The 22494-nt window shown below is 68.8% G+C and carries 23 protein-coding genes and 1 tRNA gene; 12 read left to right on the top strand and 12 right to left on the bottom strand.

Features of this window, described 5'->3' with window-relative positions:
- Positions 1 to 25: 25 nt before the first annotated feature.
- Genes QMK61_RS13130 through QMK61_RS13115 form a run of 4 tightly spaced genes read left to right on the top strand, consistent with a single transcriptional unit; the run spans position 26 to position 5047 of the window.
- On the top strand, positions 26 to 1090 hold the full coding sequence (locus QMK61_RS13130; protein WP_302072667.1) for a dipeptide epimerase: 1065 nt from the start codon (positions 26 to 28) through the stop codon (positions 1088 to 1090).
- Positions 1090 to 2412, top strand: coding sequence for a peptide MFS transporter (locus tag QMK61_RS13125; RefSeq protein ID WP_302072666.1), 1323 nt, complete (start codon positions 1090 to 1092; stop codon positions 2410 to 2412). The genes QMK61_RS13130 and QMK61_RS13125 overlap by 1 nt, the downstream gene beginning before the upstream one ends.
- Positions 2345 to 3352, top strand: a complete 1008-nt coding sequence (locus QMK61_RS13120; RefSeq protein WP_302072665.1) for a MurR/RpiR family transcriptional regulator — start codon at positions 2345 to 2347, stop codon at positions 3350 to 3352. The genes QMK61_RS13125 and QMK61_RS13120 overlap by 68 nt, the downstream gene beginning before the upstream one ends.
- Before the next feature lie 60 nt (positions 3353 to 3412).
- A complete protein-coding gene (locus QMK61_RS13115) occupies positions 3413 to 5047 on the top strand; it encodes a serine hydrolase (protein WP_302072664.1) in 1635 nt (544 codons plus the stop codon).
- Here the strand turns inward: QMK61_RS13115 and dmeF are convergent.
- Positions 4998 to 6026 carry a CDF family Co(II)/Ni(II) efflux transporter DmeF gene (gene dmeF, locus QMK61_RS13110; RefSeq protein WP_302072679.1) on the bottom strand — a complete coding sequence of 343 codons (1029 nt, stop codon included), beginning with the start codon at positions 6024 to 6026 and terminating at the stop codon, positions 4998 to 5000. The two genes, QMK61_RS13115 and dmeF, sit on opposite strands and share 50 nt — an antisense overlap.
- A gap of 62 nt (positions 6027 to 6088) precedes the next feature.
- Between dmeF and QMK61_RS13105 the strand changes: the two genes are divergently transcribed.
- The 4 genes from QMK61_RS13105 to QMK61_RS13090 all read left to right on the top strand — a co-directional run bounded on the left by QMK61_RS13105 (position 6089) and on the right by QMK61_RS13090 (position 7673).
- Positions 6089 to 6355, top strand: coding sequence for a metal/formaldehyde-sensitive transcriptional repressor (locus tag QMK61_RS13105; protein ID WP_302072663.1), 267 nt, complete (start codon positions 6089 to 6091; stop codon positions 6353 to 6355).
- Positions 6356 to 6372: 17 nt separating this feature from the next.
- Positions 6373 to 6723, top strand: coding sequence for a DUF3147 family protein (locus QMK61_RS13100; protein ID WP_302072662.1), 351 nt, complete (start codon positions 6373 to 6375; stop codon positions 6721 to 6723).
- Positions 6724 to 6864: 141 nt separating this feature from the next.
- Positions 6865 to 7371 carry a cation transporter gene (locus tag QMK61_RS13095; protein ID WP_302072661.1) on the top strand — a complete coding sequence of 169 codons (507 nt, stop codon included), beginning with the start codon at positions 6865 to 6867 and terminating at the stop codon, positions 7369 to 7371.
- A 218-nt stretch (positions 7372 to 7589) separates the two neighbouring features.
- A tRNA-Leu gene (locus tag QMK61_RS13090) sits at positions 7590 to 7673 on the top strand.
- Positions 7674 to 7701: 28 nt separating this feature from the next.
- Here the strand turns inward: QMK61_RS13090 and QMK61_RS13085 are convergent.
- Complete coding sequence (locus QMK61_RS13085; protein ID WP_302072660.1) at positions 7702 to 7941, bottom strand: hypothetical protein; 240 nt, start codon at positions 7939 to 7941, stop codon at positions 7702 to 7704.
- Positions 7942 to 8166: 225 nt separating this feature from the next.
- On the opposite strand from QMK61_RS13085, the gene QMK61_RS13080 reads away from it, so the two are divergent.
- Positions 8167 to 8820 (top strand): response regulator, encoded by a 654-nt coding sequence (locus QMK61_RS13080; protein ID WP_302072659.1) that lies wholly within the window; start codon positions 8167 to 8169, stop codon positions 8818 to 8820.
- Between the two features lie 68 nt (positions 8821 to 8888).
- Here QMK61_RS13080 and QMK61_RS13075 read toward each other — a convergent pair whose 3' ends face one another.
- Complete coding sequence (locus QMK61_RS13075) at positions 8889 to 11867, bottom strand: Rne/Rng family ribonuclease (protein ID WP_302072658.1); 2979 nt, start codon at positions 11865 to 11867, stop codon at positions 8889 to 8891.
- Between the two features lie 340 nt (positions 11868 to 12207).
- Here QMK61_RS13075 and QMK61_RS13070 point away from each other — a divergent pair, with 340 nt between their 5' ends.
- Positions 12208 to 13215: an RluA family pseudouridine synthase gene (locus QMK61_RS13070; protein WP_302072657.1), complete on the top strand. Its 1008-nt coding sequence runs from the start codon at positions 12208 to 12210 to the stop codon at positions 13213 to 13215.
- 9 nt (positions 13216 to 13224) lie between these two features.
- Here QMK61_RS13070 and QMK61_RS13065 read toward each other — a convergent pair whose 3' ends face one another.
- Positions 13225 to 13566, bottom strand: coding sequence for a 4a-hydroxytetrahydrobiopterin dehydratase (locus tag QMK61_RS13065; protein WP_302072656.1), 342 nt, complete (start codon positions 13564 to 13566; stop codon positions 13225 to 13227).
- 149 nt (positions 13567 to 13715) lie between these two features.
- Between QMK61_RS13065 and QMK61_RS13060 the strand changes: the two genes are divergently transcribed.
- Complete coding sequence (locus QMK61_RS13060; protein WP_302072655.1) at positions 13716 to 14324, top strand: NfuA family Fe-S biogenesis protein; 609 nt, start codon at positions 13716 to 13718, stop codon at positions 14322 to 14324.
- A 68-nt stretch (positions 14325 to 14392) separates the two neighbouring features.
- On the opposite strand, the gene QMK61_RS13055 is transcribed toward QMK61_RS13060, so the two are convergent.
- From QMK61_RS13055 to QMK61_RS13020, 8 genes are all read right to left on the bottom strand, one after another.
- Positions 14393 to 14743, bottom strand: coding sequence for a cytochrome c (locus QMK61_RS13055; RefSeq protein WP_302072654.1), 351 nt, complete (start codon positions 14741 to 14743; stop codon positions 14393 to 14395).
- Positions 14744 to 14765: 22 nt separating this feature from the next.
- Positions 14766 to 15095 carry a cytochrome c gene (locus QMK61_RS13050; protein ID WP_302072653.1) on the bottom strand — a complete coding sequence of 110 codons (330 nt, stop codon included), beginning with the start codon at positions 15093 to 15095 and terminating at the stop codon, positions 14766 to 14768.
- Between the two features lie 95 nt (positions 15096 to 15190).
- Positions 15191 to 16423, bottom strand: coding sequence for a TraB/GumN family protein (locus QMK61_RS13045; protein WP_302072652.1), 1233 nt, complete (start codon positions 16421 to 16423; stop codon positions 15191 to 15193).
- Positions 16424 to 16614: 191 nt separating this feature from the next.
- Positions 16615 to 17505: a carbon-nitrogen hydrolase gene (locus tag QMK61_RS13040; protein ID WP_302072651.1), complete on the bottom strand. Its 891-nt coding sequence runs from the start codon at positions 17503 to 17505 to the stop codon at positions 16615 to 16617.
- A gap of 70 nt (positions 17506 to 17575) precedes the next feature.
- Positions 17576 to 18100, bottom strand: a complete 525-nt coding sequence (locus QMK61_RS13035) for a YbhB/YbcL family Raf kinase inhibitor-like protein (RefSeq protein ID WP_302072650.1) — start codon at positions 18098 to 18100, stop codon at positions 17576 to 17578.
- A gap of 90 nt (positions 18101 to 18190) precedes the next feature.
- Positions 18191 to 18940 carry a helix-turn-helix domain-containing protein gene (locus tag QMK61_RS13030; RefSeq protein ID WP_302072649.1) on the bottom strand — a complete coding sequence of 250 codons (750 nt, stop codon included), beginning with the start codon at positions 18938 to 18940 and terminating at the stop codon, positions 18191 to 18193.
- A gap of 8 nt (positions 18941 to 18948) precedes the next feature.
- A complete protein-coding gene (locus tag QMK61_RS13025; protein WP_302072648.1) occupies positions 18949 to 19989 on the bottom strand; it encodes an agmatine deiminase family protein in 1041 nt (346 codons plus the stop codon).
- A gap of 61 nt (positions 19990 to 20050) precedes the next feature.
- Positions 20051 to 20389, bottom strand: coding sequence for a hypothetical protein (locus QMK61_RS13020; RefSeq protein WP_302072647.1), 339 nt, complete (start codon positions 20387 to 20389; stop codon positions 20051 to 20053).
- Positions 20390 to 20524: 135 nt separating this feature from the next.
- Here QMK61_RS13020 and abc-f point away from each other — a divergent pair, with 135 nt between their 5' ends.
- Positions 20525 to 22492, top strand: coding sequence for a ribosomal protection-like ABC-F family protein (abc-f, locus tag QMK61_RS13015; RefSeq protein WP_302072646.1), 1968 nt, complete (start codon positions 20525 to 20527; stop codon positions 22490 to 22492).
- Positions 22493 to 22494 lie beyond the last annotated feature (2 nt).

The raw sequence follows: 22494 nt of genomic DNA, 5'->3' as shown, positions 1-22494 counted from the left end.
ACATCCCACATCCAGGGAAGCACGCATGACTATCCACGACGGCGGGCGCCTGCGCCTGCGGGCGACGCCAAGGCGCTGGGCGATCGAGACCCCGTTCCACATCACCGGCTACACCTTCAGCGCGTTCGATGCGCTGATCGTCGAACTGGTCGACGAGCAGGGCCGGGTGGGACGCAGCGAGGCGCAGGGCGTCTACTACCACCAGGACACCTCGGCCTCGATGCTGGCGCAGGTCGAGGCGATGCGCGCGCGGGTCGAGGCGGGCATCACGCGCGAAGAGCTGCAGGCGCTGCTGCCGGCTGGCGGCGCGCGCAACGCGCTGGATTGCGCCTTGTGGGATCTCGAAGCCAAGCGTGTCGGCAAGCCCGTCTGGGAGCTTGCCGAGCAGGCGGCGCCGAGACCGCTGCGTACCACCTATACGCTGAGCGCCGAGGATCCGGACACGATGGCCCGCCGCGCCGCGGCCTATACGCAGGCGAGGGCGATCAAGCTCAAGCTCACCGACGACGACCGCAATGCCGAGCGTGTGCTGGCCGTGCGCGAGGCCCGCCCGGACGTGTGGCTGATGGTCGATGCCAACCAGGGGTTCACGCGCGAATCGTTCGCGCGCCTGATGCCCACGCTGGAAGAGGCGCGAGTGGATGTGGTCGAGCAGCCGTTCCCGGTGGGCAACGAGGCGTGGCTGGATGGCCTGGAACGACCGATCCGCATCGCCGCGGACGAAAGCGTGCAGGACCGCGGCGACCTGGCCAAGCTGGCGGGTCGCGTCGACGTGATCAATATCAAGCTCGACAAATGCGGCGGGCTGACCGAGGCGCTGGCCATGGCCGAGGAAGCGAGCAGGCTGGGTTTCGGCTTGATGGTCGGCAACATGGGCGGTTCGTCGCTGGCGATGGGGCCCGCCTTCGTGGTGGGCCAGCTGTGCGACGTGGTGGATCTCGACGGCCCGCTCGGCCTGCTGGTCGACTGGTCGCCTTCGGTGGTGTACGAGGATGGCGCCATCTGGTGCCCCGAGGCCCTCTGGGGCGGTCCGGCGGCCGTGCCGGCCTGGCCCGACAGGTGCGATCCCCGAGGAGACGCGTCCACGTGATGTCCCCGGCCACGTGCCCGGCCACCGGGAAAAACTGGTTCGGCCACCCGCGCGGCCTGACCGTCCTGTTCCTCACCGAAATGTGGGAGATGTTCTCCTTCTTCGGCATGCGCGCGATCCTGGTCTATTACATGACCATGCACCTGGACATGGGCCAGGAGTACGCCTCGCTGGTGTACGGTGCGTACGCGGCTTTCGTCTACTTCACGCCGGTGTTCGGCGGCATGCTCGCCGATCGTTGGCTGGGCAAGGAGCGTGCGGTGGTGATCGGCGCCGTGACGATGGCGTTCGGGCATTTCATGATGTCGTTCGATGCGCTGTTCTATCCGGCGCTGTGCATGATCGCGCTGGGCAACGGCCTGTTCCTGCCCAGCCTCGCCAGCCAGGTCGAAGGGCTGTACCGCGATGGCGACACGCGCAGCAAGAGCGCGTACAGCATCTACTACGTGGGCATCAACCTGGGCGGGTTCCTGTCGCCGCTGGTGTGCGGCACCCTGGGCGAAGCCTATGGCTGGCACTGGGGTTTCACGGCGGCGGGCATCGGCATGCTGCTGTCGCTGGTGATTTATCTGGCCGGACGCCGCTACCTGCCGCGGGAGCCGGCGCGCGGCGCCGGCGCGCGCGCGGCACGGCCACGGATGGACCAGGCGGCGCGCAAGCGCTTCGCGTTGCTGGTGGGGATTGCCGCCATCGTGGTGGTTTTTCGCGGCGCCTACGAGCAGAACGGCAACACCATCGCGCTGTGGGCCGATACCGGCATCGACCGGCAACTGGCGTCCGGCTGGGTGATACCGATGACCTGGTTCCAGTCGATCAACTCGCTGGCGGTGTTCATCTTCACGCCCATCCTCGTCGCACGCTGGGCACGACTGGCGAAGCGCGGCTTGGATACGCCGCTGCTGGCACGGATGGCCTTCGGCGCCACCATCGTCGGCGCATCATACGTGGCGCTGGGCTTGGTGACGGCCTGGAGCGAAGCGCATGGCACGCGCGCCAGCTGGATATGGCTGTTCGTCTGGTTCGTGGTGTTCACCATCGGCGAGCTGTACATCCTGCCCGTGGGCCTGGCGCTGTTCGGTCGCATGGCCCCGGAGGGATTTCGCGCCACCAGCATTGCCACGTGGTTCTTCGCCGGCTTCTTCGGCAACCTGCTGGCCGGCGCGCTGGGAACGTTGTGGAGCCAAATGAATCACGGCCTGTTCTTCGTGCTGGTCGGCGCGGTCTCGGGGTTGTCCGCCGCGCTTTTGTATATGCTTGGCCGACGCCATCGCGGCGTGGGACGACATGGAGACGCCGGCGGCACCCCGGTGCTGGTCGGATGAGCGTGCGCTGATGATCAAAGACCTGCAAAAAAAGCTGCGAGATCGCTGGGACGGCCTCACCACGGCTGAGCAGAAGATCGCGGCCTACCTGCTGCAGAACCCCGGCGGCATCCCGTTCGAGACCGCCTCGTCGCTGGGCCGGCGCGTGGGCGTCAGCGCGATGACGGTGGGGCGTTTCCTGCGCAGCTTCGGCTACGACGGCCTCAACGAACTGAAGGAGGAGCTGCGTGGCGATGCGCCGTGGTTGCAGTTGTACCGGAACCCGGACGTGGTGGGCGATCCCGCCACGATGCCCGACAGCCTGAAGGCCGAGATACGCGGCATTACCACGGCCTATGCGCTGACCCGCACGCCGGGGTGGAAAGCCGTCGTCGATTTGCTGGTGAATGCCGACCGTGTCTCGGTCGCCAGCTTCCACCAGGGGCGCTTTCTCGGGCTGGGTTTTGCGACCCTGATGCAGAGTATCAAGCCGCGCACGCGGTTCGAGGAGGGACTGGACGGCGCCTATACCGATCTGCTGCTCGATTCCAGCGGGAAGAGCTGCGTGTTGCTGATCGATTTCCGGCGCTACTCGCGGCACTTCCGCATCCTGGCCGAGGAGTGCACGGCACGCGGCATCCCCCTGGCGATCATCACCGACAGCCAGTGCTACTGGGCGCGCCAGCTCACCGACCACGTGCTGATGCTGCCGGCCGAGATGGAGCGGCCGTGGCACAACTTCACCGCCGTCATAAGCCTGTTGAGCCTGCTGATCGGCGCGGTCGCCCGCGCTCAGGGCGACATGTTCGATCGCATCGGCGACATCACGCAGTTGCGCCAGAAACTGGTGGGCTATGTCGAGGCGCCGCCCGTCACCAAAAGGCGCAGGGCGTCCGCATCCGCAAAAAGGCCACAGAATGGCGCCGCGCCGCGCAAACGCGGCGGCAAACCCAAGACCTGACGGTATCCGGCGCCGATGCGGCCGGCGACGGCGGGCAACGCCATCGAAGAGGATACGCTGATGATCCATCGACTTCGCAAGCATGGTCTGCTGTCGGGCGCCGGCGCATGCCGCAGACCGGTCACGATCGTGCTTGCGCTGTTCGTGCTGTTGTCCTTGGGCCTCGGCCAAGCCGGGCCGGCCAGGGCCGGCTCGGCGTCGACGCTGGATGCCTACGCCGGCAAAGCGATGCGTGTTTTCGGCACGCCTGGCATGGCGGCGGTGGTCATCGACGGCGGCAAGACCACCACCTACGCCTGGGGCGTGCGCAAGCTGGGCGCCAGTGCCAGGGTGGATGCGCACACCATCTTCCCGATCGGTTCCAACACCAAGGCCTTCACTGCGGCCGCGCTGGCGATCCTGGTCGATGAAGGCAAATTGCACTGGGACGACCGCGTGGTCGACAAGTTGCCTGGATTCCGCATGTACGACGCTTACGCGTCCAGCGAAATGACCGTCACCGACCTGCTCGTGCACCGCAGCGGCCTGGGCCTGGGCGAGGGCGACCTGATGATGTTCCCGACCACCAACCGCACCCGCGCGGAACTGGTGCACGACATCCGCTACCTGAAGCCCGCGCACTCGTTCCGCAGCGGCTATGACTACGACAACGTGCTGTACATCGTGGCAGGCCAGCTGGTCGAGGCCGTTTCCGGCCAACGCTGGGAGGATTTCGTGCAGCAGCACGTGCTTGATCCCCTGGAGATGCGCGATACGCGGACCAGCATCGACGCGCGTACCGCCGACCAGGTGGCGCTGCATGCCAGGAACACCACACCGGTACGTGGCGTCGGCAAGCAGGCGGTGCTCGCCACGGTGATGACCGGCGACGTGTTCGCGCCGGCCGGCGCATTGCAGGTCAGCGCGGCGGACATGGGACGCTGGCTGCAGCTGCAACTGGACCGGGGGCGGCTGGATGACGGCAAGCGGATCTTCAGCGCGGCGGCGGCGAAGATGCTGTGGATGCCGCAGACGCTGATCCCGATCGAACCGCTGCCGCCCGAGGTCGCCCTGGCGCAACCGCAGTTCGATGCCTACGCGTTGGGCTTCGAGGTACAGGACTATCGCGGCCACAAGATCATCACCCATCTCGGTGGCGTGCTGGGCGGCGTGTCGGCGGTGGTGATCATTCCGGAAAAGCACGCGGCCTTCGCCATCATGCTCAACTCCGAGGACGCCGGCGCCTTGTTCGCGATGCGCGAACATCTGCTCGATACCCTGCTAGGGCTGCCTTCGCCTGACTGGATCGCCGGCTACAAGCGGATGTTCGATGACATCCACGCCAGCGCCATCGCCGCGCTGCACACCCGAGGCGCGGCCAGGCATTCCGAACGCGGGCCGTCCCTGCCGCTGTCAGGCTATGCCGGCGTCTATAGCGACCCGTGGTACGGCAACGCCACGATCAGTCTGGGCAAGAGCGGCACGCTGGAGATCAGCCTCGACCGCTCGCCCGGGATGCGCGGTACGCTGGAGCACGTGCAGTACGACACCTTCCGTACGCACTGGGCGATGCCCGACGTGGAGGATGCCTATGTCACCTTCGCGATCGATCCCGACGGCGGCATCGACCGGATGACGATGAAGGCCGTCTCGCCGCTGGCCGATTTCAGCTGGGACTACCAGGACCTTCGCTTCGTTCCTGCCGCGAAGCACTAGCTGTGGTAACAGGCCTTCCGTCAGGCGCGCTGTTGCCGGGGAGGAACACGATGGCTGGCGCATCCGCCTTGGCAATCTCCACGGTGACATGCGCCAGTTCCTCATGGACTGCCAGGTGCCTACGTACCACCGCCGGCGTGAGCGGCTGGTCCGTGACCAGGGCGAGGATGCAGGCGTAGCGGCCTTTGCCGACGCGCCAGACATGCAGATCCGTGATGGCCGTGCCGGGAAGCTTGTCGGCCACCACGCCCCGGATTTCTTCGACCACCGGCGCATCCATGTCGGCGTCGAGCAAGATGCGGCCGGACTGCTTGATCAGGCTGATGGCCCATTGCGCGACGAGCACGGCGCCGACGATGCCCATCAGGGGGTCCAGCCAACTGATGTCGAGGAACTTCCCACCCGACAGCGCCAGGATCGCCAACACGGAGGTGGCGGCATCGGCCACGACATGCAGGTAGGCCGAACGCAAGTTCAGATCGTGGTGGCGGTGGCCGTGATCGTGTTCATGGTCGTGTCCGTGATGGTGGTGGCCGTCCTTCAACAGCCAGGCGCACAGCAGGTTCACCAGCAGGCCCACCACCGCGATCGGGATGGCCTGGTCGTAATGGATGGCCGCGGGGTGCACCAGGCGCTCCACGGACTGGACGAGCATGAGCGCCGCCACCACACCCAGCAGAAGGGCGCTGCTGTAACCGCCCAGCACTTCGATCTTCCAGGTGCCGAAGGCAAAGCGCCGATCCGTGGCCAGCCGGCGGGCCAGAACGTAGGCCCCCGCCGACACTCCCAGCGCCAGGGCATGGGAGCTCATGTGCCAACCATCGGCCAGAAGCGCCATGGAGTTGAGGGCGTAGCCACCCACGATCTCCACCACCATCATGATCGCGGTGATGACGACGGCTCGCAGGGTGTTCTTCTCGGCCAGCGGACTGCCCTCGTTGAATCGATGGGAATGCCGGAAGGGCGCGGGGTCGGGCATGGTCACGGACTATCTCGTAGATGTATACCCCCCTATACTATGGAAGTCGCCAGGAGATCGCCATGTCCCACACCATCCAGAACAAGAAAGCCCTGATCACCCGCGTGCGCCGCATCGGTGGTCAGGTGGCATCCTTGGAAAAGGCGCTCGAAGCCGATGCAGACTGTGGGGCGGTATTGCAACAGGCGGCTTCGATCCGTGGAGCGGTCCAGGGGCTCATGAGCCAACTGCTGGAAGACCACCTGAAAGAACATGTCGCAGCCAGCAACCCGAAGGCCCTGCGTGAGCTGGAGCCCGTCATGGCCGTGTTGCGCAGTTACCTGCGCTGACGCACTGGAACAGCCTCATGCCTTGGATCATCACCAAATACGCCATCACGGCCGCGGTCGTCGTCCTGGTCTCGGAAGTCGCCAAGCGCAGTGATCGGCTGGGCGCGCTGTTGGCCTCGTTGCCGATGGTGACGTTGTTGGCGCTCACCTGGCTCCACATCGAGAAGCAGCCGGCCGAAAAGATCACCAACCATGCCTGGTATACGTTTTGGTATGTGGTGCCCACGCTGCCGATGTTCTTGCTCTTTCCACGACTGTTCAACCGGTTCGGTTTCTGGCCTGCTTTGGGACTGAGTGCCGTGGTGGCCATCGTTTGTTTCGGGCTGTTCGCCTGGGCGGTCCGGCCCTGGGGCATCAAGTTGCTCTGACCCTTGAAGGACTTGCATGACCCACCATCCGAGCGAACGTTCTCCGACGGCAGGACCGCCTGATCATCGACGCCTCAGGCGAGCCGTGCTGATGGTGGCCTTTCTCAATCTCGCCTACTTTGGCGTCGAGTTCGCCGTGCCTTGCGCATCGGCTCTGTCTCTTTGTTTGCCGACAGCATTGATTTTCTGGAAGACGCCTCGATCAATCTGCTGATCGTGGTCGCCCTGGGATGGAGCATGCGGGCGCGGGCCTATGTGGGCATGGCCCTGGCAAGCATTCTGCTCCTTCCGGCTGTCGCCATGCTCTGGTCCGTGTGGGTGAAGATTGGGCACTTCATCTCTCCGGACCCTGTGCCTCTATCCGTGACGGGCGCCGGCGCCTTGGTCGTCAATCTGGCTTGCGCCTTCCTGCTCGCCAGGTATCGAAAGCACAGCGGCAGCCTGACGAAGGCGGCATTTCTGTCTGCCCGAAACGATGCCCTCGCCAACATGGCCATTATCGGCGCCGGTGTCATCACCACCTTCGTCCATTCCGCGTGGCCGGATCTGGTGGTTGGGCTGGGGATCATGCTGATGAATGCCGATGCCGCCCGGGAAGTGTGGAAGGCGGCGCGGGATGAGCACCGTCTTTCGTCGGCAATCGCCTAGCGTCCAGTGCGGGTCCGCCATGGTCAATCGGCAGGCTACCCGGTACGCAAGGAACGGGTACGAGCGTGGCGCATCAGGGTGATTGCTCAACCAAGCGAAGGGCGATAGCCTTCGCCCACTGGGTCAAACTCGGAGGTCAAACCTTCCGACCTGACCAGGCGCCGCGGGCGTTGGTGGAGTGGGAAGCCACTCACTCACCACTCTCTCCGCCCCCATCCGCCCGGATGGCGAAACTGGTAGACGCAAGGGACTTAAAATCCCTCAGCCGCAAGGCTATGCGGGTTCGACCCCCGCTCCGGGCACACTCACGGCATCGATGAAAGGCGTGGCCTAGGCCACCGCGCTTTGCGGCGCGACGCAGGGGCGGGCGTACTGGGCGAGGCGGATGGTGGAGGCCGGGCCGGGCATTTCCACGCCGATGCTGCGGCCGGAACGCAGGTGCTCGTCGCGGGCCACTTCGCGCGCGAGCTGGATCGCCGGTCCCAGCCGGAGCTGGCTGAACAGCACGGTCCCGGCGCGCCGGATGTTCCAGCTGCCGTCGCTTGCAGGGTCGAGCGAATAGATCACCATGACCATCCCCTTGCGAGTGTGCCTGGACCTCGTGCCATCCGCGGGCATCCCACTCGCATGGATGCCCGCAGGCGTAGCATGCCCAAGCGTGAACACCCTGTATGTCGGCGGTTTCCTACGCGCGCTGTCGGTACCGGCTTTCCTCCCGGCAGGCAGGGGGAAAGGCTTGCATTGGCGGCCTCTCCCGCCTACCTTGCCTTGGCCTGACAGGGAGGGGTGCAAGCGATGATCGACGTCGTACTGGTGGACGACCACGAGCTGGTTCGCACCGGTTTCAGGATGATCCTGCAGCAGCAGCCCGACATCCGCGTCTGCGGCGAGGCCGGGTCCGCCGAGGAGGGGCTGCGCCTGATCCGCTCGCTGTCGCCCGACATCGCGCTGGTCGACGTGCACATGCCGGGCATGAGCGGCATCGAGCTGACCGAGCGGGTGTCGCGGGCCAACCTGTCGACCCATATCGTGGTGGTGACGGTGGTGGACGACGCGCGTTTCCCCAAGCGCCTGCTGGATGCCGGCGCGCTCGGCTACCTGACTAAGGGGTGCTCGGCCGAGGAATTGCTCGGCGCCGTGCGCCAGGTGGCGGGCGGTCGGCGCTACCTGGCGCCCGCGGTGGCGCAGCAGCTCGCCCTGGCGACCCTGGACGGCGACAGCTCGCCGTTCGACGCGCTTTCCACGCGCGAACTGGAAGTAGCGATGATGCTGGTGCGCGGCAAGGCGCTCACGTCGATCGGCGAACAGCTCAACCTCAGCCCCAAGACGGTGTCGACCTACAAGCAGCGCCTGATGGAGAAGCTGCAGGTGGACCACGTGATCAGCCTGGCGCACCTGATGACGGTGCACGGCCTGCTGGACACGCGCAGCCAGCAGCTTGGCAGCTAGCCGCAGGCGCATCCGATGCAACGAAAAAGGCCGGACAATGTCCGGCCTTTTTCGTGCCTGCCTGGTGCCTAGGAGTGCGAGGCCCGGTCGGCGTCGCGTCCGGCATCGGCGACCGGGTGGGGCTCGGCCGTCGGCACCGGGGCCGGAGTCGGCCGCGGCGCGGAGCCGGCCAGCAGGTCGCCCTGTGCGGGAAGCGCGGATGCTTGCCTGACGGCCTGGCCCGTTTCGGCCGCCTGCGAGGATTCCGTACTGGCCGGGGCCATCTCGGGTGCGGGCGTCGGTGCGGGTGCCGGGGGCGTGGCGGCCGGCCCTGCCGATTGCGGGGCTGGACGGCTTGCCGCCACGGGCTCTGCGTCCTCGGCGCTGGCCGGCCGTGCCGGCTCGGCCGCGGGAGCGGCCTTCGCCGGTTCACCGGTGCCGGTCGCCGTGGCCGTTGGCACGATTGCCGCTGCCGCGACCGCGGCGGGAATCGGCGGCAACGCCGGGAGCTGGAAGCTCGCCGGTGCGGCGGCTGGACGGGAGATCGACGGCGGGTGGGCCGCCTCCGCCGAAGGGCGGGGCACTGCAGCGGGCGCGGACTCCGTTGCCGGAACCGCCGTTGCGGTGGCCTGCGCAGGCTCGGTGGAGGACGCACGGGGCGCAGCCTCGTCAGCCTGCGGCGCGCTGTCGTCGTCGCGGTCCTCGTCGCGGTCCTCGTCATCCAGGGCCTTGGCTTCTTCCGCATGGGGCGCGGCAGCCGTGGACTCGTCGTGACGGCGGCGACGGCGACCGCCGCGGCGACCGCGGCGGCGACGGGACTGGCCACCCTCGGTCTCGACCTCGTTGGCCGCCTCGGGGGCGGTGGCCGCCGCTACCGCCGTGTCGGCGATGATGGCGGGGGCCTGCTCCTCGGCCGGCTTGGCGGTAGCCTCGGGGGCCACGGCCGGCGCGACACGCTCTTCCTGCGGCGGTCGTTGCGGACGTTCCGGCTTCGCCGGCGCCACGGCGGCCTTGCGCTCGGCGGCGGGTTCGCCGGCCGGCGCCTGCACGGTAGGCTTCGGCTGGCGTTCGGGCTTGGCGGCCTGCGCCGGGCGCGGCTGGGCCGGGTCGTTGCCGCGCTGGCGCGGGTTGTTGCCGCGGCCCTGCGACTGGCTGGCGTTGCGGCCGGTGTTCTGCGGCTGCGCATCGCGGCGTCCGGCGCGGCCCGCATTATTGCCACCCTGGCGGCGGTCGTCCCGGCGCTCTTCGCGACGGTTGTCGCGGTTGCGGCCGGCACGCTTGTCCTCGTTCCGGGGCGTCTCCGGCGCGGGAGCCGCCGGCGCGGCGGCGCTGCTGCGGAACCAGCCGAGCAGGCGCGAGATCACGCCACCGGTCGGTGCGGCGGCCGGGGCCGCGCGGCGTGGCGCGGCCGGTCGCGGTGCCGTGGCGGGCGTCGGTGCCGGCGCCTGCGTTTCCTCGCGCACGGGAGCGGGTGTGGCGGGCACCACGCCGGTGACGGCGGGCTGTTCGCCGCTGCCCAGCATCTGGCCCATCTTCGGGATCGGCGCGGCCTCGACGGCGGTGAGCCGCTCGTAGCTGGGCTTGCTGTGCTCGCCCATGTCCGCTTCCTTGATGCGCTGGATCTCGATGTGCGGCGTCTCCAGCTTGTCGTCGGCCACGATCACCACGTGCACCTTGTTGCGCAGCTCGATCTCGACCACGCTGGCGCGCTTCTCGTTGAGCATGAAGTTGGCCACCGTGGGCGGGGCCTGCACCAGCACCTGGCCGGTGTTGTCCTTCATCGCGTGTTCTTCGATCAGGCGCAGGGTGGACAGCGCCAGCGATTCAACGCCGCGGATCTGGCCGTGGCCCTCGCAGCGCGGGCAGACGATCTGGGTGGCTTCGCCCAGGCTGGGGCGCAGGCGCTGGCGGGACATCTCCAGCAGGCCGAAGCGCGAGATGCGGCCCACCTGCACGCGGGCGCGGTCCAGCTTCAGGGCGTCCTTGAGCTTTTCCTCGACCTCGCGCTGGTGGCGCGGGCTGTCCATGTCGATGAAGTCGATCACGATCAGGCCGCCGGCGTCGCGGATGCGGCACTGGCGGGCGATCTCCACCGCGGCCTCGAGGTTGGTGTTGAACGCCGTTTCCTCGATGTCCGAGCCCTTGGTCGCCTTGGCCGAGTTGATGTCGATGGCGGTGAGCGCCTCGGTCTGGTCGATCACGATCGAGCCGCCGGACGGCAGGCGCACCTGGCGGTCGAACGCGCTCTCGATCTGGGTCTCGATCTGGTAGCGCGAGAACAGCGGGGTGTCGTCCCGGTACAGCTTGAGCTTGCGCAGAGCGTTGGGCATCACCTGCTGCATGAAGTCGCGCGCGTCGTTGTACAGCGATTCCTCGTCGATGAGGATCTCGCCGATGTCGTTGCGCAGGTAGTCGCGCAGGGCGCGGATGAACAGCTTGGATTCCTGGTAGATCAGGAACGGCGCCTTGCGCGACTGGGCGGCGGCGGAGATCGCCTTCCACAGCTGCAGCAGGTAGTCCAGGTCCCACTGCAGTTCCTCGGCGTCGCGGCCCATGCCGGCGGTGCGCACGATGAGGCCCATGTCGTCGGGCACGGTGAGGTGGTCCAGCGCCTCCTTCAGCGCCTGCCGGTCCTCGCCCTCGATCCGGCGCGACACGCCGCCGGCCTTCGGGTTGTTCGGCATCAGCACCATGTAGCGGCCGGCCAGGCTGATGTAGGTGGTCAGCGCCGCGCCCTTGTTGCCGCGCTCCTCCTTCTCGACCTGGACGACGACCTCCTGGCCTTCCTTGAGCAGCTCGCGGATGTTCGCCTTGTGCGGATCCAGGCCCGGGGTGAAGTAGCTGCGGGCGATCTCCTTGAGCGGCAGGAAGCCGTGGCGTTCGGCGCCGTAGTCGACGAAACAAGCTTCCAGGGATTGCTCGACGCGGGTGATGCGGCCCTTGTAGATGTTGGCCTTTTTCTGCTCGCGGGAGGGGATTTCGATGTCGAGATCGTAGAGGTTCTGGCCATCGACGATGGCCACACGCAACTCTTCACGCTGAGTTGCGTTGATCAACATGCGTTTCATTTTAGGTTTTTCCTCAGCTTGCCGCGCGTCGCGTGCCGCGGTGGCGCCGATGGGGGCGGCCTGCCGGGGATCGCGCCGCTGCGGTGAAGCGGCAAATAAACGGCGCCGTTGCCGGCTCCGGGGTGATTCGTGGCATCGCGCCAGCCGGCCCGCGACCCTGCGGCAGCGGACAAACGGCAACCCGAACCGTTACGATGAAAGGGAGAGCAGCGACCGGCTGCCGGAGAAGGCGACCGGCGCAATCCTCGCCGACGTCACGGGTGGGCGCCCCACGCCGCCGGTCTTCGGGCGGGCAGGGCACAGCGCCGGCCGAGTATCCTATTTCGCCAGGTTTTTTTCAATGCAGACGGCAACTTCCCCCGGCGCACCTCACGGTGTACGTCAAGTCGAGATCGGTCCCGAGCGCGAGGGACAGCGGATCGACAATGCCCTGGCGGCCCTGCTCAAGGGGGTGCCGAAAAGCATGATCTACCGCCTGCTGCGCACCGGCCAGGTGCGGGTGAACGGCAAGCGGGCCAAGCCGGACACCCGTCTCGCGGCGGGCGATACGCTGCGCATCCCGCCGGTGCGGGTGGCGGAGCGTCCGGCTGTCCAGGGGCCGCCCGCCGAGCTGGTGGCCCAGGTCGCCGACGCCGTGATCTTCGAGGACAAGCACTTCCTGGTCATCGACAAGCCCTCCGGCATCGCCAGCCACGGCGGCAGCGGGGTTAGCCACGGCGCGATCGAGCTGCTGCGCGCGGCGCGTCCGCACGAGTCGCTGGAACTGGTGCACCGGCTGGACCGCGACACCAGCGGCGTGCTGGTGCTGGCCCGCAGCCGCGCGGGGCTGGTCGGCCTGCAGGCGGCGATCCGCGCCGGCGAGGTCACCAAACAGTACCTGTGCCTGCTGGTGGGGCATCCGCCCAAGGCGAAGTTCGACGTCAACGCACCGTTGCGCAAGTCCGTCCTACAGGGCGGCGAGCGGATGGTGCGGGTGGCGGACGACGGCAAGCCCTCGCTCACCTTCTTCCGCGAGATGGAGCAGTACCCCGGCGCGCGCCTGATGCAGGCCACGCTGGGCACCGGGCGCACCCACCAGATCCGGGTGCATGCCGCGCACATCGGCCACCCGGTCGCCGGCGACACGAAATACGGCGACAAGGACATGAACAGGCGCCTGCGCGACTACGGCCTGCACCGGCTGTTCCTGCACGCGGCGCACATGGGCTTCGAGCTGGATGGGCGCAGCTACGGCTTTTCAGCCCCCCTGCCGGGCGAACTGAAGGACTTCCTGGACGCGCTGGCCAGCAAGGGCGGCAAGCTGGCCTACGTGTGGGACCGGAACAAGGCGAACCCGCGCGGCGAGTAGGCGGGCGGGTCAGCGCGCAAGCAGGGCCTCGACGCGGGCGGCGCAGATGAAATCGTTCAGCGACAGCCCGCCCACGTCGTGGGTGGACCACAGCACCTGGCAGTGGCCATAGCCGGCTTCCAGGTCCGGGTGGTGGTCCTCGTGGTTGGCCATGAAGCCCACCGCGTTGATGAAGCCGAGCGTGCGGTGGAAATCCCCGAAGCGGAAGTCCTTCACCAGCGCCTTGCCGTCCGCGCTCACCGTCCAGCCGGGCAGTTGCGGCAGCAGGGCGTCGATGGCGGCGCGGTCCAGCGCGTGTTCCCTGCCCTTGCGCGGCTGGCAGTGCTGGGCGGCGAGGGGCGTGGCGTGCATGGATGTCTCCGATGGCGGGGCAGGGCCGGCTAGCGTCGAAGCTGCGCGCGAAAAAGTCAAAACCGCGCACCGCGGATGAAACTGGACTAAAATGGTGCTGTTTCCGCCCCGGCCGTACCGGGGCGACGCCCGACTGCAACGGAACCGGCATGATCGACATCACCGAACGCGCGCAACAGCACTTCCTGCGCCTGCTCGCCCAGCAGGACATCGAGGGCCTGGGCATCCGCCTGCGGGTGACCGAGCCCGGCACGCCGGCGGCGAACTGCGAGCTGGAGTTCTGCGAGCCGGCCGAGCTGACCGGCTCGGAGTGGACGGTGGAATGCGCCGGCTTCGATTTCCATGTCGAGGGCGACAGCGCGCGCTGGCTCGACGGCGCCAGCATCGACTACGAGCCGAACAAGACCGGCGGCCAGCTCAACATCCGCGCGCCGCGGATCAAGGGCGACGTACCCGGCGTCGAGGCCGGCCTGGTCGAGCGCGTGCGCTACGTGCTGGAATCGGAGATCAATCCGCGGCTGGCCTCGCACGGCGGCCGGGTGACGCTGCTGGAAGTGGACGCCGACGGCGCGGTGCTGCTGCAGTTCGGCGGCGGCTGCCACGGCTGCGGGATGGTCGACGTGACGCTGAAGCAGGGCGTGGAGAAGACCCTGCGCGAGCGCGTCCCCGAGGTCACCGCGGTGCGCGACGGCACCGACCACGCCGGCGGCAGCAATCCCTATTACCGCCGGCAGGAAGGCCAGTCCGCGCTCGGCTGAGCGACTGGCCCGCGGCATGAAAAAGCCCGCCATGCGGCGGGCTTTGGCATCTGGAGGACGGGGGACGTTCAGTCGCCCTGGATGTGTCCCTTCAGCGTGTCCAGCTTGTTCGGCTGGCTGGAGAAGTAGGCGGCGATGTCTTCGATGTCCTGGTCGGACAGCGTGGCCACCATGCCCTTCATGATCGGGTTGTCGCGGCGGCCGTCCTTGTATTCGTGCAGGGCCTGCTGGATGTATTCGTTGTACTGGCCGGCCAGCCGCGGGTACTGCGGGTCGACCGCGTTGCCGTCGGCGCCGTGGCAGGCGAAGCAGGCGGCGGCCTTGGTCTTGCCGTCCGCGGCGTTGCCGCCGGCCAGCAGCGGAGCGGAGGCGAGCGCCAGGACGGCGCCGAGCGAAAGCAGGGTGAGCGCGCGTGTCATGCGGGATCCTTGGAGTCCGGGATTACTTGTTCGGCTTGATGCTGGACAGGTACGCGGCGATGTCCTCGATGTTCTGGTCGGACAGGCTCTGTGCCTGGGCCATCATGGTGGGGTGATGGCGGTCGCCGTTCTTGTATTCGTGCAGCGCGCTGACGATGTACTGCTCGTTCTGCCCGGCCAGCTTGGGCACCGGGTAGTCCGGATAGGCGTTGGTGTAGCCGGGGACGCCGTGGCAGCCTGCGCAGGTGTAGACGAGCTTGCGGCCGTTGGCCGGGTTGCCGTTGGCCTGGGCCGCGCCGGCGGCGAGGAGGGCGGAAACTGCTGCGAGGCCGAGCAACTGCAATCGAGTCATCGAGAGGATTCCCCACGGTTCCGACGGGTACATGGACGGTATTCCCCGGAGTATAGACGCTGCGCGCGAACCGGAACAACAGCGCCCAGGGCGCGTCAGAACAGGCTGCGGACGATGTGGATGCCGGCGCTGTATTCGCCCACGATGGTGCCCAGGCTGACCAGGAAGAAGTTCAGCAGCGTGCGCGCCACGCGGTTCGTCCACCAGCCCTTCCAGTGGCCGATGTCATCGCGCAGCGACTCGAAATCGGCCACGCGCGGGCGGCGCACCCAGGCCTCGGCCATCGCGCTGATGCCGCCGGCGGGAATGCCGGGGCGGAACGGCTTGATCGGCGCCGCGACGAAGGCGGCGGCGATGCTCAGCGGATGCGCGCCGGCCGCCAGCGCGCCCAGCGCGGCGAAGCAGCCGGTGAACAGCACCCATGCCAGCAGCGCCTGCGTGCCCAGCGCCGCGTTGCGGTGGAACGCCCAGGCGATCGCCGCGAACACCAGCAGCACCAGGCCCACCGCCAGCCATTTCGGCCAGCGCGCCTTCGGCGGCGCCTGCGCCAGCGCGGCGGCTTCGGCGGCGGGGTCGTCCTGCTGCGTGCGCAGGTGTTCGCACAGCCCCTTCAGATGGCCGGCGCCGATCACCACCAGCACGCGACGCGGCGCGGCAGTGGACGAGCGCGCGGCTTCCTCGCGCAGGCGCGCGGCCATGAAGGCGTCGCGCTCGGCGATCAGGCTGCGGTAGAGCGGCGCCGAGCCGCTGGCGAATTCGCTGAAGGCGCTTTCCAGCATGTCGCCCTGCTTGAGCTTCTCGATCTCGCCTTCGTCGATGTCTTCGCGCTCGAACACGCTGGCGAGCAGGCCGCCGAGCAGGCCGAAGCGCTGCCAGAAGCCCACGCTGTGCCAGGCGCGCTTCAGCGTGGTACCCACCTCGCGGTCGACCAGCCACAGCGGCAGGCCGCGCGCGGCGGCGCCGTCCATCGCGGCCTTCATCTCGGCGCCGGGCTGGATGCCGTACTGGTCGGCCAGCCGCTTCTGGAACGAGGAAAGCACCAGGCTCGCGGCGACCATGCCGGCCTTGCCCTGGCGGATCACCTGGAACAGGTCCATCTGCTTGAACGCCTCGGGGTCGCGCATGCCCTGCGCCCGGCTTTCGCACAGTTCCACCGCCACCGCGTCGAAGTGCTCGTGCTCCAGCAGGGCCTCGACCGCTTCCATGCTGGTACGCGAGACGTGGGCGGTGCCCAGCACCACGTATTCCACGCCGTCGCGGTGGACGCGCTCGATGGGCTGGTCGCGCAGCACGGGCGGCAGGGGCAGGGCGGGTTCAGGGACGCTCATGCGTGGGGTGACGCCGGTCAAGGGGAGACCCCAAGCATGGGGATGCGTTCTGCGCGAAGCAAGTCAAGCGCGGCCATGAGCGGCCCGTCTGAACGCCCGCGGCCGGAATGATCGTCGCGGATTGAGGAGTGCGGCCATGGATGGCCACCCATTTGATCTTCGCGATCAGGGATGATTGCAAAAACCATGCACTAATCGATGAAGCGCCTGAGCAGGCCATCGTAGGCATCGATGCGGCGGTCGCGCAGGAACGGCCAGATGCGCCGCACGTGTTCGCTGCGCTGCATGTCGATCTCCACGACCAGCAGCTCGCGCGCGTCGGTGCCGGCCTGGGCCAGGAACTCGCCCTGCGGCCCGGCGACGAAGCTGGAGCCCCAGAAGCGGATGCCCGCGCCCACGCCGGAGGCGTCGAACTCGTGGCCGGTGCGGTTGCAGGCCAGCAGCGGCAGGCCGTTGGCCACCGCGTGGCCGCGCTGCACGGTGATCCAGGCTTCGCGCTGGCGGTCCTTCTCGTCCTGCGCGTCGTTCGGGTCCCAGCCGATCGCGGTGGGATAGAGCAGCAGCTCGGCGCCGGCCAGCGCCATCAGGCGCGCGGCTTCCGGGTACCACTGGTCCCAGCACACCAGCACGCCGAGGCGGCCCACCGAGGTGTCGACCGGCACGAAGCCGAGGTCGCCCGGGGTGAAGTAGAACTTCTCGTAGAACGCCGGGTCGTCCGGGATGTGCATCTTGCGGTACGTGCCCGCGATGGCCGCGGAGCGGTCGAACACCACCGCGGTGTTGTGGTACAGCCCGGCCGCGCGCTTCTCGAACAGCGAGGCCACCACCACCAGCTTCAGTGCTTCGGCCAGCTTGCCGATGCGTCCGGTACTGGGGCCCGGGATCGCCTCGGCGCGATCGAATTCGTCCACCGATTCGTGCTGGCAGAAGTACGGGCCGTTGTGCAGTTCCTGCAGCAGCACCAGCTCGGCGCCGGCCTTCGCCGCGTCGCGCAGGCCGGTCTCGATGGCGTCGAGGTTGGCGTCGCGGCTGCCGCGGTCGGTTTCCTGCAGCAGCGCGACTTTGAGTGTCTTGCGGGTCATGGATGCGGTCTCGCCGGAGTGCGAAAGCGCATAGTGTAGCGAGCCTGGCCGGCCGGCTCCCGTCGACTGTTCAGCGGCCGTAGGTCAGCGTGGCTTGCGCCTTGCCAAGTGCGTGGCCATGGATCATGAAGCCGGCCAGTGCCGGTGAAGCGCCCGCCGGAAGTTCCATGGAAGGCACGTCCAGCGCATACACGGTGAAGATGTAATGGTGCGGCGCATCGCCCCTGGGCGGGCACGGGCCGCCCCAGGCCGCCTGTCCGTAGTCGTTGCGTACCGCAAGCGCGCCGGGCGGCAGGCGGCCGCCTGCCGGCAGCGCGTTGCTCGAGGCGGGCAGGTTGACCACCATCCAGTGCCACCAGCCGCTGCCCGTGGGGGCGTCCGGGTCGTAGACGGTGAGCGCGTAGCTGCGCGTGCCGGCAGGGGCGTGCTGCCAATGCACGGCCGGCGCGCGGTTGTCGCCGGTGCAGCCGAAGCCATGGAAACTGCTGCTCGCGGGCAGGCGGCCGTGTTCGCCGTCGACCTGCACCTGGAAACCGGAGGCGCAGGCACTCAGCGCAAAAGCGGATGCGGACAGCGCGGCGATCAGACGACGCATGGGAAACCTCGCGGAGATGGGGTGCACGCATGGTGCGTGGCCTTGCATGGCCGCGATGGCCCGAAACGCGCAAGTGCCAGCTCGATCCGCTCAATCACGCAGTTCGGAGGGCAGGGTGCCGAAGCGCGCGCGGAAACGCGCCGCGAAGCGCGAAGGCGAGGCATAGCCGCACTCGGCGGCTACCTGCTTGAGCGGCTTGTGCGAACCTTGCACCAGCGCCAGCCCATGGGTGAGCCGCACCTCTTCCAGGATCCCGCGGAAGCCGGTCGCCTCTTCGGCCAGTCGGCGGCGCAGCGTGGCGGGGCTGAGCGCGAGTTGTCCCGCCACCTCTTCCGCGCGCCACCCGCGCGCGGGCTGGGTGTTGAGCAGCAGGCGGACGCGCTCGCCCAGTCCGCGGTCGCGCTGCACCGGCGGGCGGTAACCGGCCAGCGCCACGGCCGCCACCAGTTCCGCCACGCGGTGGCGCAGCAGGTTTTCCGGAAGCCGTTCGGAGACGCCCTGCTCGACATGGGCAAAGGCCTGTTCCAATGCACGGAGGCTGGGCAACGCCGCCCATGGCGCTGCGGCGGCTGGCGCCATGTCGGCTGGCGCCAGCATCGCCTGTGGCAGGCAGAGGCAGACGGCGCGATACGCGCCATCGTCCGGCGGCAGGTTCTCCACATGCAACAGTTGCCCGGGCGCCACCGCGGCAAAGCCGCCGGTGGGGATGTCGTCCTGGCGCCGACCGTCGCCCAGGCGCTTGTGGCCGGCGCGCACCTGGAAGATCGAGAAGTCGGCGAAGGGCGCGGCGGCAATGCGTTGGCGTCGCCTTGCGAATATCTCGAGGCGCGCGATGGCCACGCGCGGGCCTAGTCGACCAGCCCGGCGGGCAACTGCATGGTGATGCAGTGCAGACTGCCATTCTGCCAGATCAGCGGGCGGCAGGGCACCTGCAGCACCTCGCGCCCCGGATGCGCGGCGCCGATGACGCGCGCGGCCGCGTCGTCGGCCGCGTCGCCATAGGCAGGCACCAGCACGGCGCCGTTGACGACCAGATAGTTCGCATACGAGGCGGCGAGACGGCGCCCTTCGTCGAGGATCGGCCGGGCCCACGGCAGCGGGTGCAATGCGTAGGGGCGGCCGTCGGCGGTGCGCAGCGAAGCCAGCTCGGTCGCCATGCGGCCCAGTTCGCCGTGGTGATGGTCGGCGGGATCGTCGCAGGCCTGGTACACGATGCGCCCGCCCGGCGCGAAGCGGGCGAGGGTGTCGATGTGGGCGTCGGTGTCGTCGCCTTCCAGGTAGCCGTGGTCGAGCCAGAGGATCCGCCCTGCGTGCAGGCTGTCGCGCAGGATCGCGTCCATCGCCTCGCGGCTCTGCTCCGGGTGGCGCTGGTGCAGGCAGGTCCAGGTGGTGAGCACGGTGCCTTCGCCGTCGCTCTCGATGCCGCCGCCTTCCAGCGCCCAGTCGATACGCCGGTGCGCGGCCCGGCCGAACACGCCGGCCTCGACCAGGCCGGCGATCAGCGCGTCGTCCTGGTCGGCGCCGAACTTGCCGCCCCAACCGGTGAAGCGGAAGTCGGCGAGCTGGAAGCGGCCGTCGTCGCCCTTCAGGGTGATCGGGCCGGAGTCGCGCAGCCAGGTATCGTCGTAGGGCAGTTCGACGAAGCGGACGCGGGCGAGGTTGACGCCGGCCCCGCGCAGCAGCGCTTCGGCATGCGCGCGCACGGCGTCGTCGGCGGCCACGACCACCAGCGGCTGGAAGCGCGTCACCGCGGCAGCCAGCGCCACGTAGGTGGTCTCCACCTCGGCCAGGCGCTCGGCCCAGTCGGTGCCGGTGTGCGGCCACGCGACCAGGACGGCCGATTGCGGCTCCCATTCGGCGGGCAGGCGCAGTGGGGGCGATGCGGTCATGCGGAAGTCCACGCTTCGTGTCGGGCGAAGCGCGAGATTGTAGCGGCTTCGGCGGGCGGGTTTACTGCGCCGCGGCCGGGTCGTGGTTGTTGCCGGCCGGCGTGTTGAGCACGGAGTGGATCACGTGGCCGTGCTCGAAGTACACGATGAAGTTCGCATACTCCCAGCGGTTGATCACCGGGTGCTTCTTCGTGTCGCCGCCGCGCGGCTGCAGCTTGCGCTGCGGTTCGCCGTAGCGCTTCTCGACCTGGGCCGTGGTCATGCCGCGGGCCGGCAGGTCCATGCCCTTTTCCTGCTGCACGCGCTTGATCAGCAGGTTGTCCGCATGGGCCGCCTGCGGCAGGGCGACGCCGAAGGCCAGGGCCGCCAGCATGGGCAGGCCGAAACGGTGCTTGAACATGATTCCCCCTCTCCGCACTGGGCGATGCGCCGCGTTGTAGCAGAACTGCCGGGGCGCTGACCATGGGCAGATGCGGCAGATGTGACGCCCGCAACCGTTATCATGCGCGGCCAGCCTTTCCGTGAAGCTTCCCCGATGATCGCGTTCCGCCATTTCGCCCTGCGCCGCGGCAGCCGCCTGCTGCTCTCCGACGTGGACCTGGTGATCCAATCCGGCTGGCGGCTGGGCGTGGTGGGGCGCAACGGCTGCGGCAAGTCCAGCCTGTTCGCCGCGCTGCAGGGGCAGGTGGAGGCCGACGCCGGCGAGCTCGACATGCCCGCGAAGCTGCGCCTGGCCTCGGTGGCGCAGGAGACGCCGGCGCTGCCCGACCCCGCGCTCGACTACGTGCTGGGCGGTGACGCGGAACTGGCGGCAGCGCTGCGTGACGAGGCCGATGCCCAGGCACGCGGCGACACCGAGGCGATGGCGAAGGCGCACCACCGCATCGAGGAACTGCACGGCTACGACGCCCGCGCCCGCGCCGGCCGCCTGCTGCACGGCCTGGGCTTCGCGCCGGAAACGCACGAGCGCGCGGTGAGGGAATTCTCCGGCGGCTGGCGCGTGCGGCTGAACCTGGCGCGCGCGCTGATGGCGCCGTCCGAGCTGCTGCTGCTGGACGAGCCCACCAACCACCTCGACCTCGACGCCGTGCTGTGGCTGGAAGAATGGCTGCGCCGCTACCAGGGCACGCTGCTGGTGATCTCGCACGACCGCGAGTTCCTCGACGCGGTGATCGACCACACCCTGCACCTCGACGCCGGCGGCGCCCGGTTGTACACCGGCAACTACAGCGACTTCGAGCGGTTGCGCGCCGAGCAGCTGCGCCAGCAGCAGATCGCCCACGAGCGCGAACAGGCCGAGCGCGCGCACCTGCAGTCCTTCATCGACCGTTTCAAGGCCAAGGCCAGCAAGGCCAAGCAGGCGCAGTCGCGCATGAAGCGGCTGGAGAAGATGGCCGGCACCGAGGCGGTGCGCGCCGAGCGGCCGTTCCACTTCGAGTTCGCCAGGCCCGAGCGCGTGCCCGATTCCATGCTGCAGCTCGAGGGCGTGGATGCGGGCTATCCGGCCGGCACGCGGGAGGAGGGCGACGACCACCTGCCCGGCCACGATACGGCGAGCCGCGAGACCACGGTGATCCTGCGCGACGTGCGCTTCCGGCTCGAGGCCGGCGACCGCATCGGCCTGCTCGGCCCCAACGGCGCGGGCAAGTCCACCCTGGTGAAGACCCTGGTCGGCGACCTGCCGCCGCTGGCCGGCGAACGCAAGGCCCACAAGGACCTGAAGATCGGCTACTTCGCCCAGCACACGGTGGAAAGCCTGCACGAGGGCCTGAGCCCGTTCGACCACCTGCAGGACAAGGCGCCGGGCGTGCCCGCGCAGGCGCTGCGCGACTTCCTCGGCGGCTGGAACTTCGCCGGCGACCGCGCCTTCGAATCCATCGACGGCTTCTCCGGCGGCGAACGCGCGCGCCTGGCGCTGGCGCTGATCGCCTGGGACAAGCCCAACCTCCTGCTGCTGGACGAGCCCACCAACCACCTCGACCTGGACATGCGCGAGGCGCTGGCCGATGCGCTCGCCGGCTTCGACGGCGCGCTGGTGCTGGTCTCGCACGACCGCCACCTGCTCGGCATGGTCTGCGACAGCTTCTGGCGCGTGGCCGACGGCGAGGCGCAGCCGTTCGACGGCGACCTCGACGACTACGCCCGCTGGCTGCGCGCGCGCGGCGGCGCGGCGAAGAAAAGCGCGAAGGCCGGGGAACGCGGGCAGGGCGGCCCGCCCGCCGATGCGCGCCCTGGCGTGTCCGCCGCCGACCGCCGTCGCGACGCCGCCCGGCAGCGCGAGAACGAGAAGACCGCGCGCCAGCGGGTGAAGAAGATCGAGGCCCGCGTCGCCGCCATCGACGCCGAGCTGGCGGCGCTGGAAACCCGGCTGGCCGACCCTGCCACCTACGAAGGCTCCACCGCCGAGCTGATGAAGCTGGGCCAGCAGCAGACCCGGCTGCGCGGCGAGAAGGACACGCTGGAGGCGGAGTGGATGGAACTGTACGAACAACTGGAAGCCTGAGG

Origin of the sequence: Fulvimonas sp. R45 (assembly GCF_030504985.1) — a bacterium.
Taxonomy (GTDB): Bacteria; Pseudomonadota; Gammaproteobacteria; order Xanthomonadales; family Rhodanobacteraceae; genus Rhodanobacter_A.
This window is presented reverse-complemented; position numbering and strand designations above follow the sequence as displayed.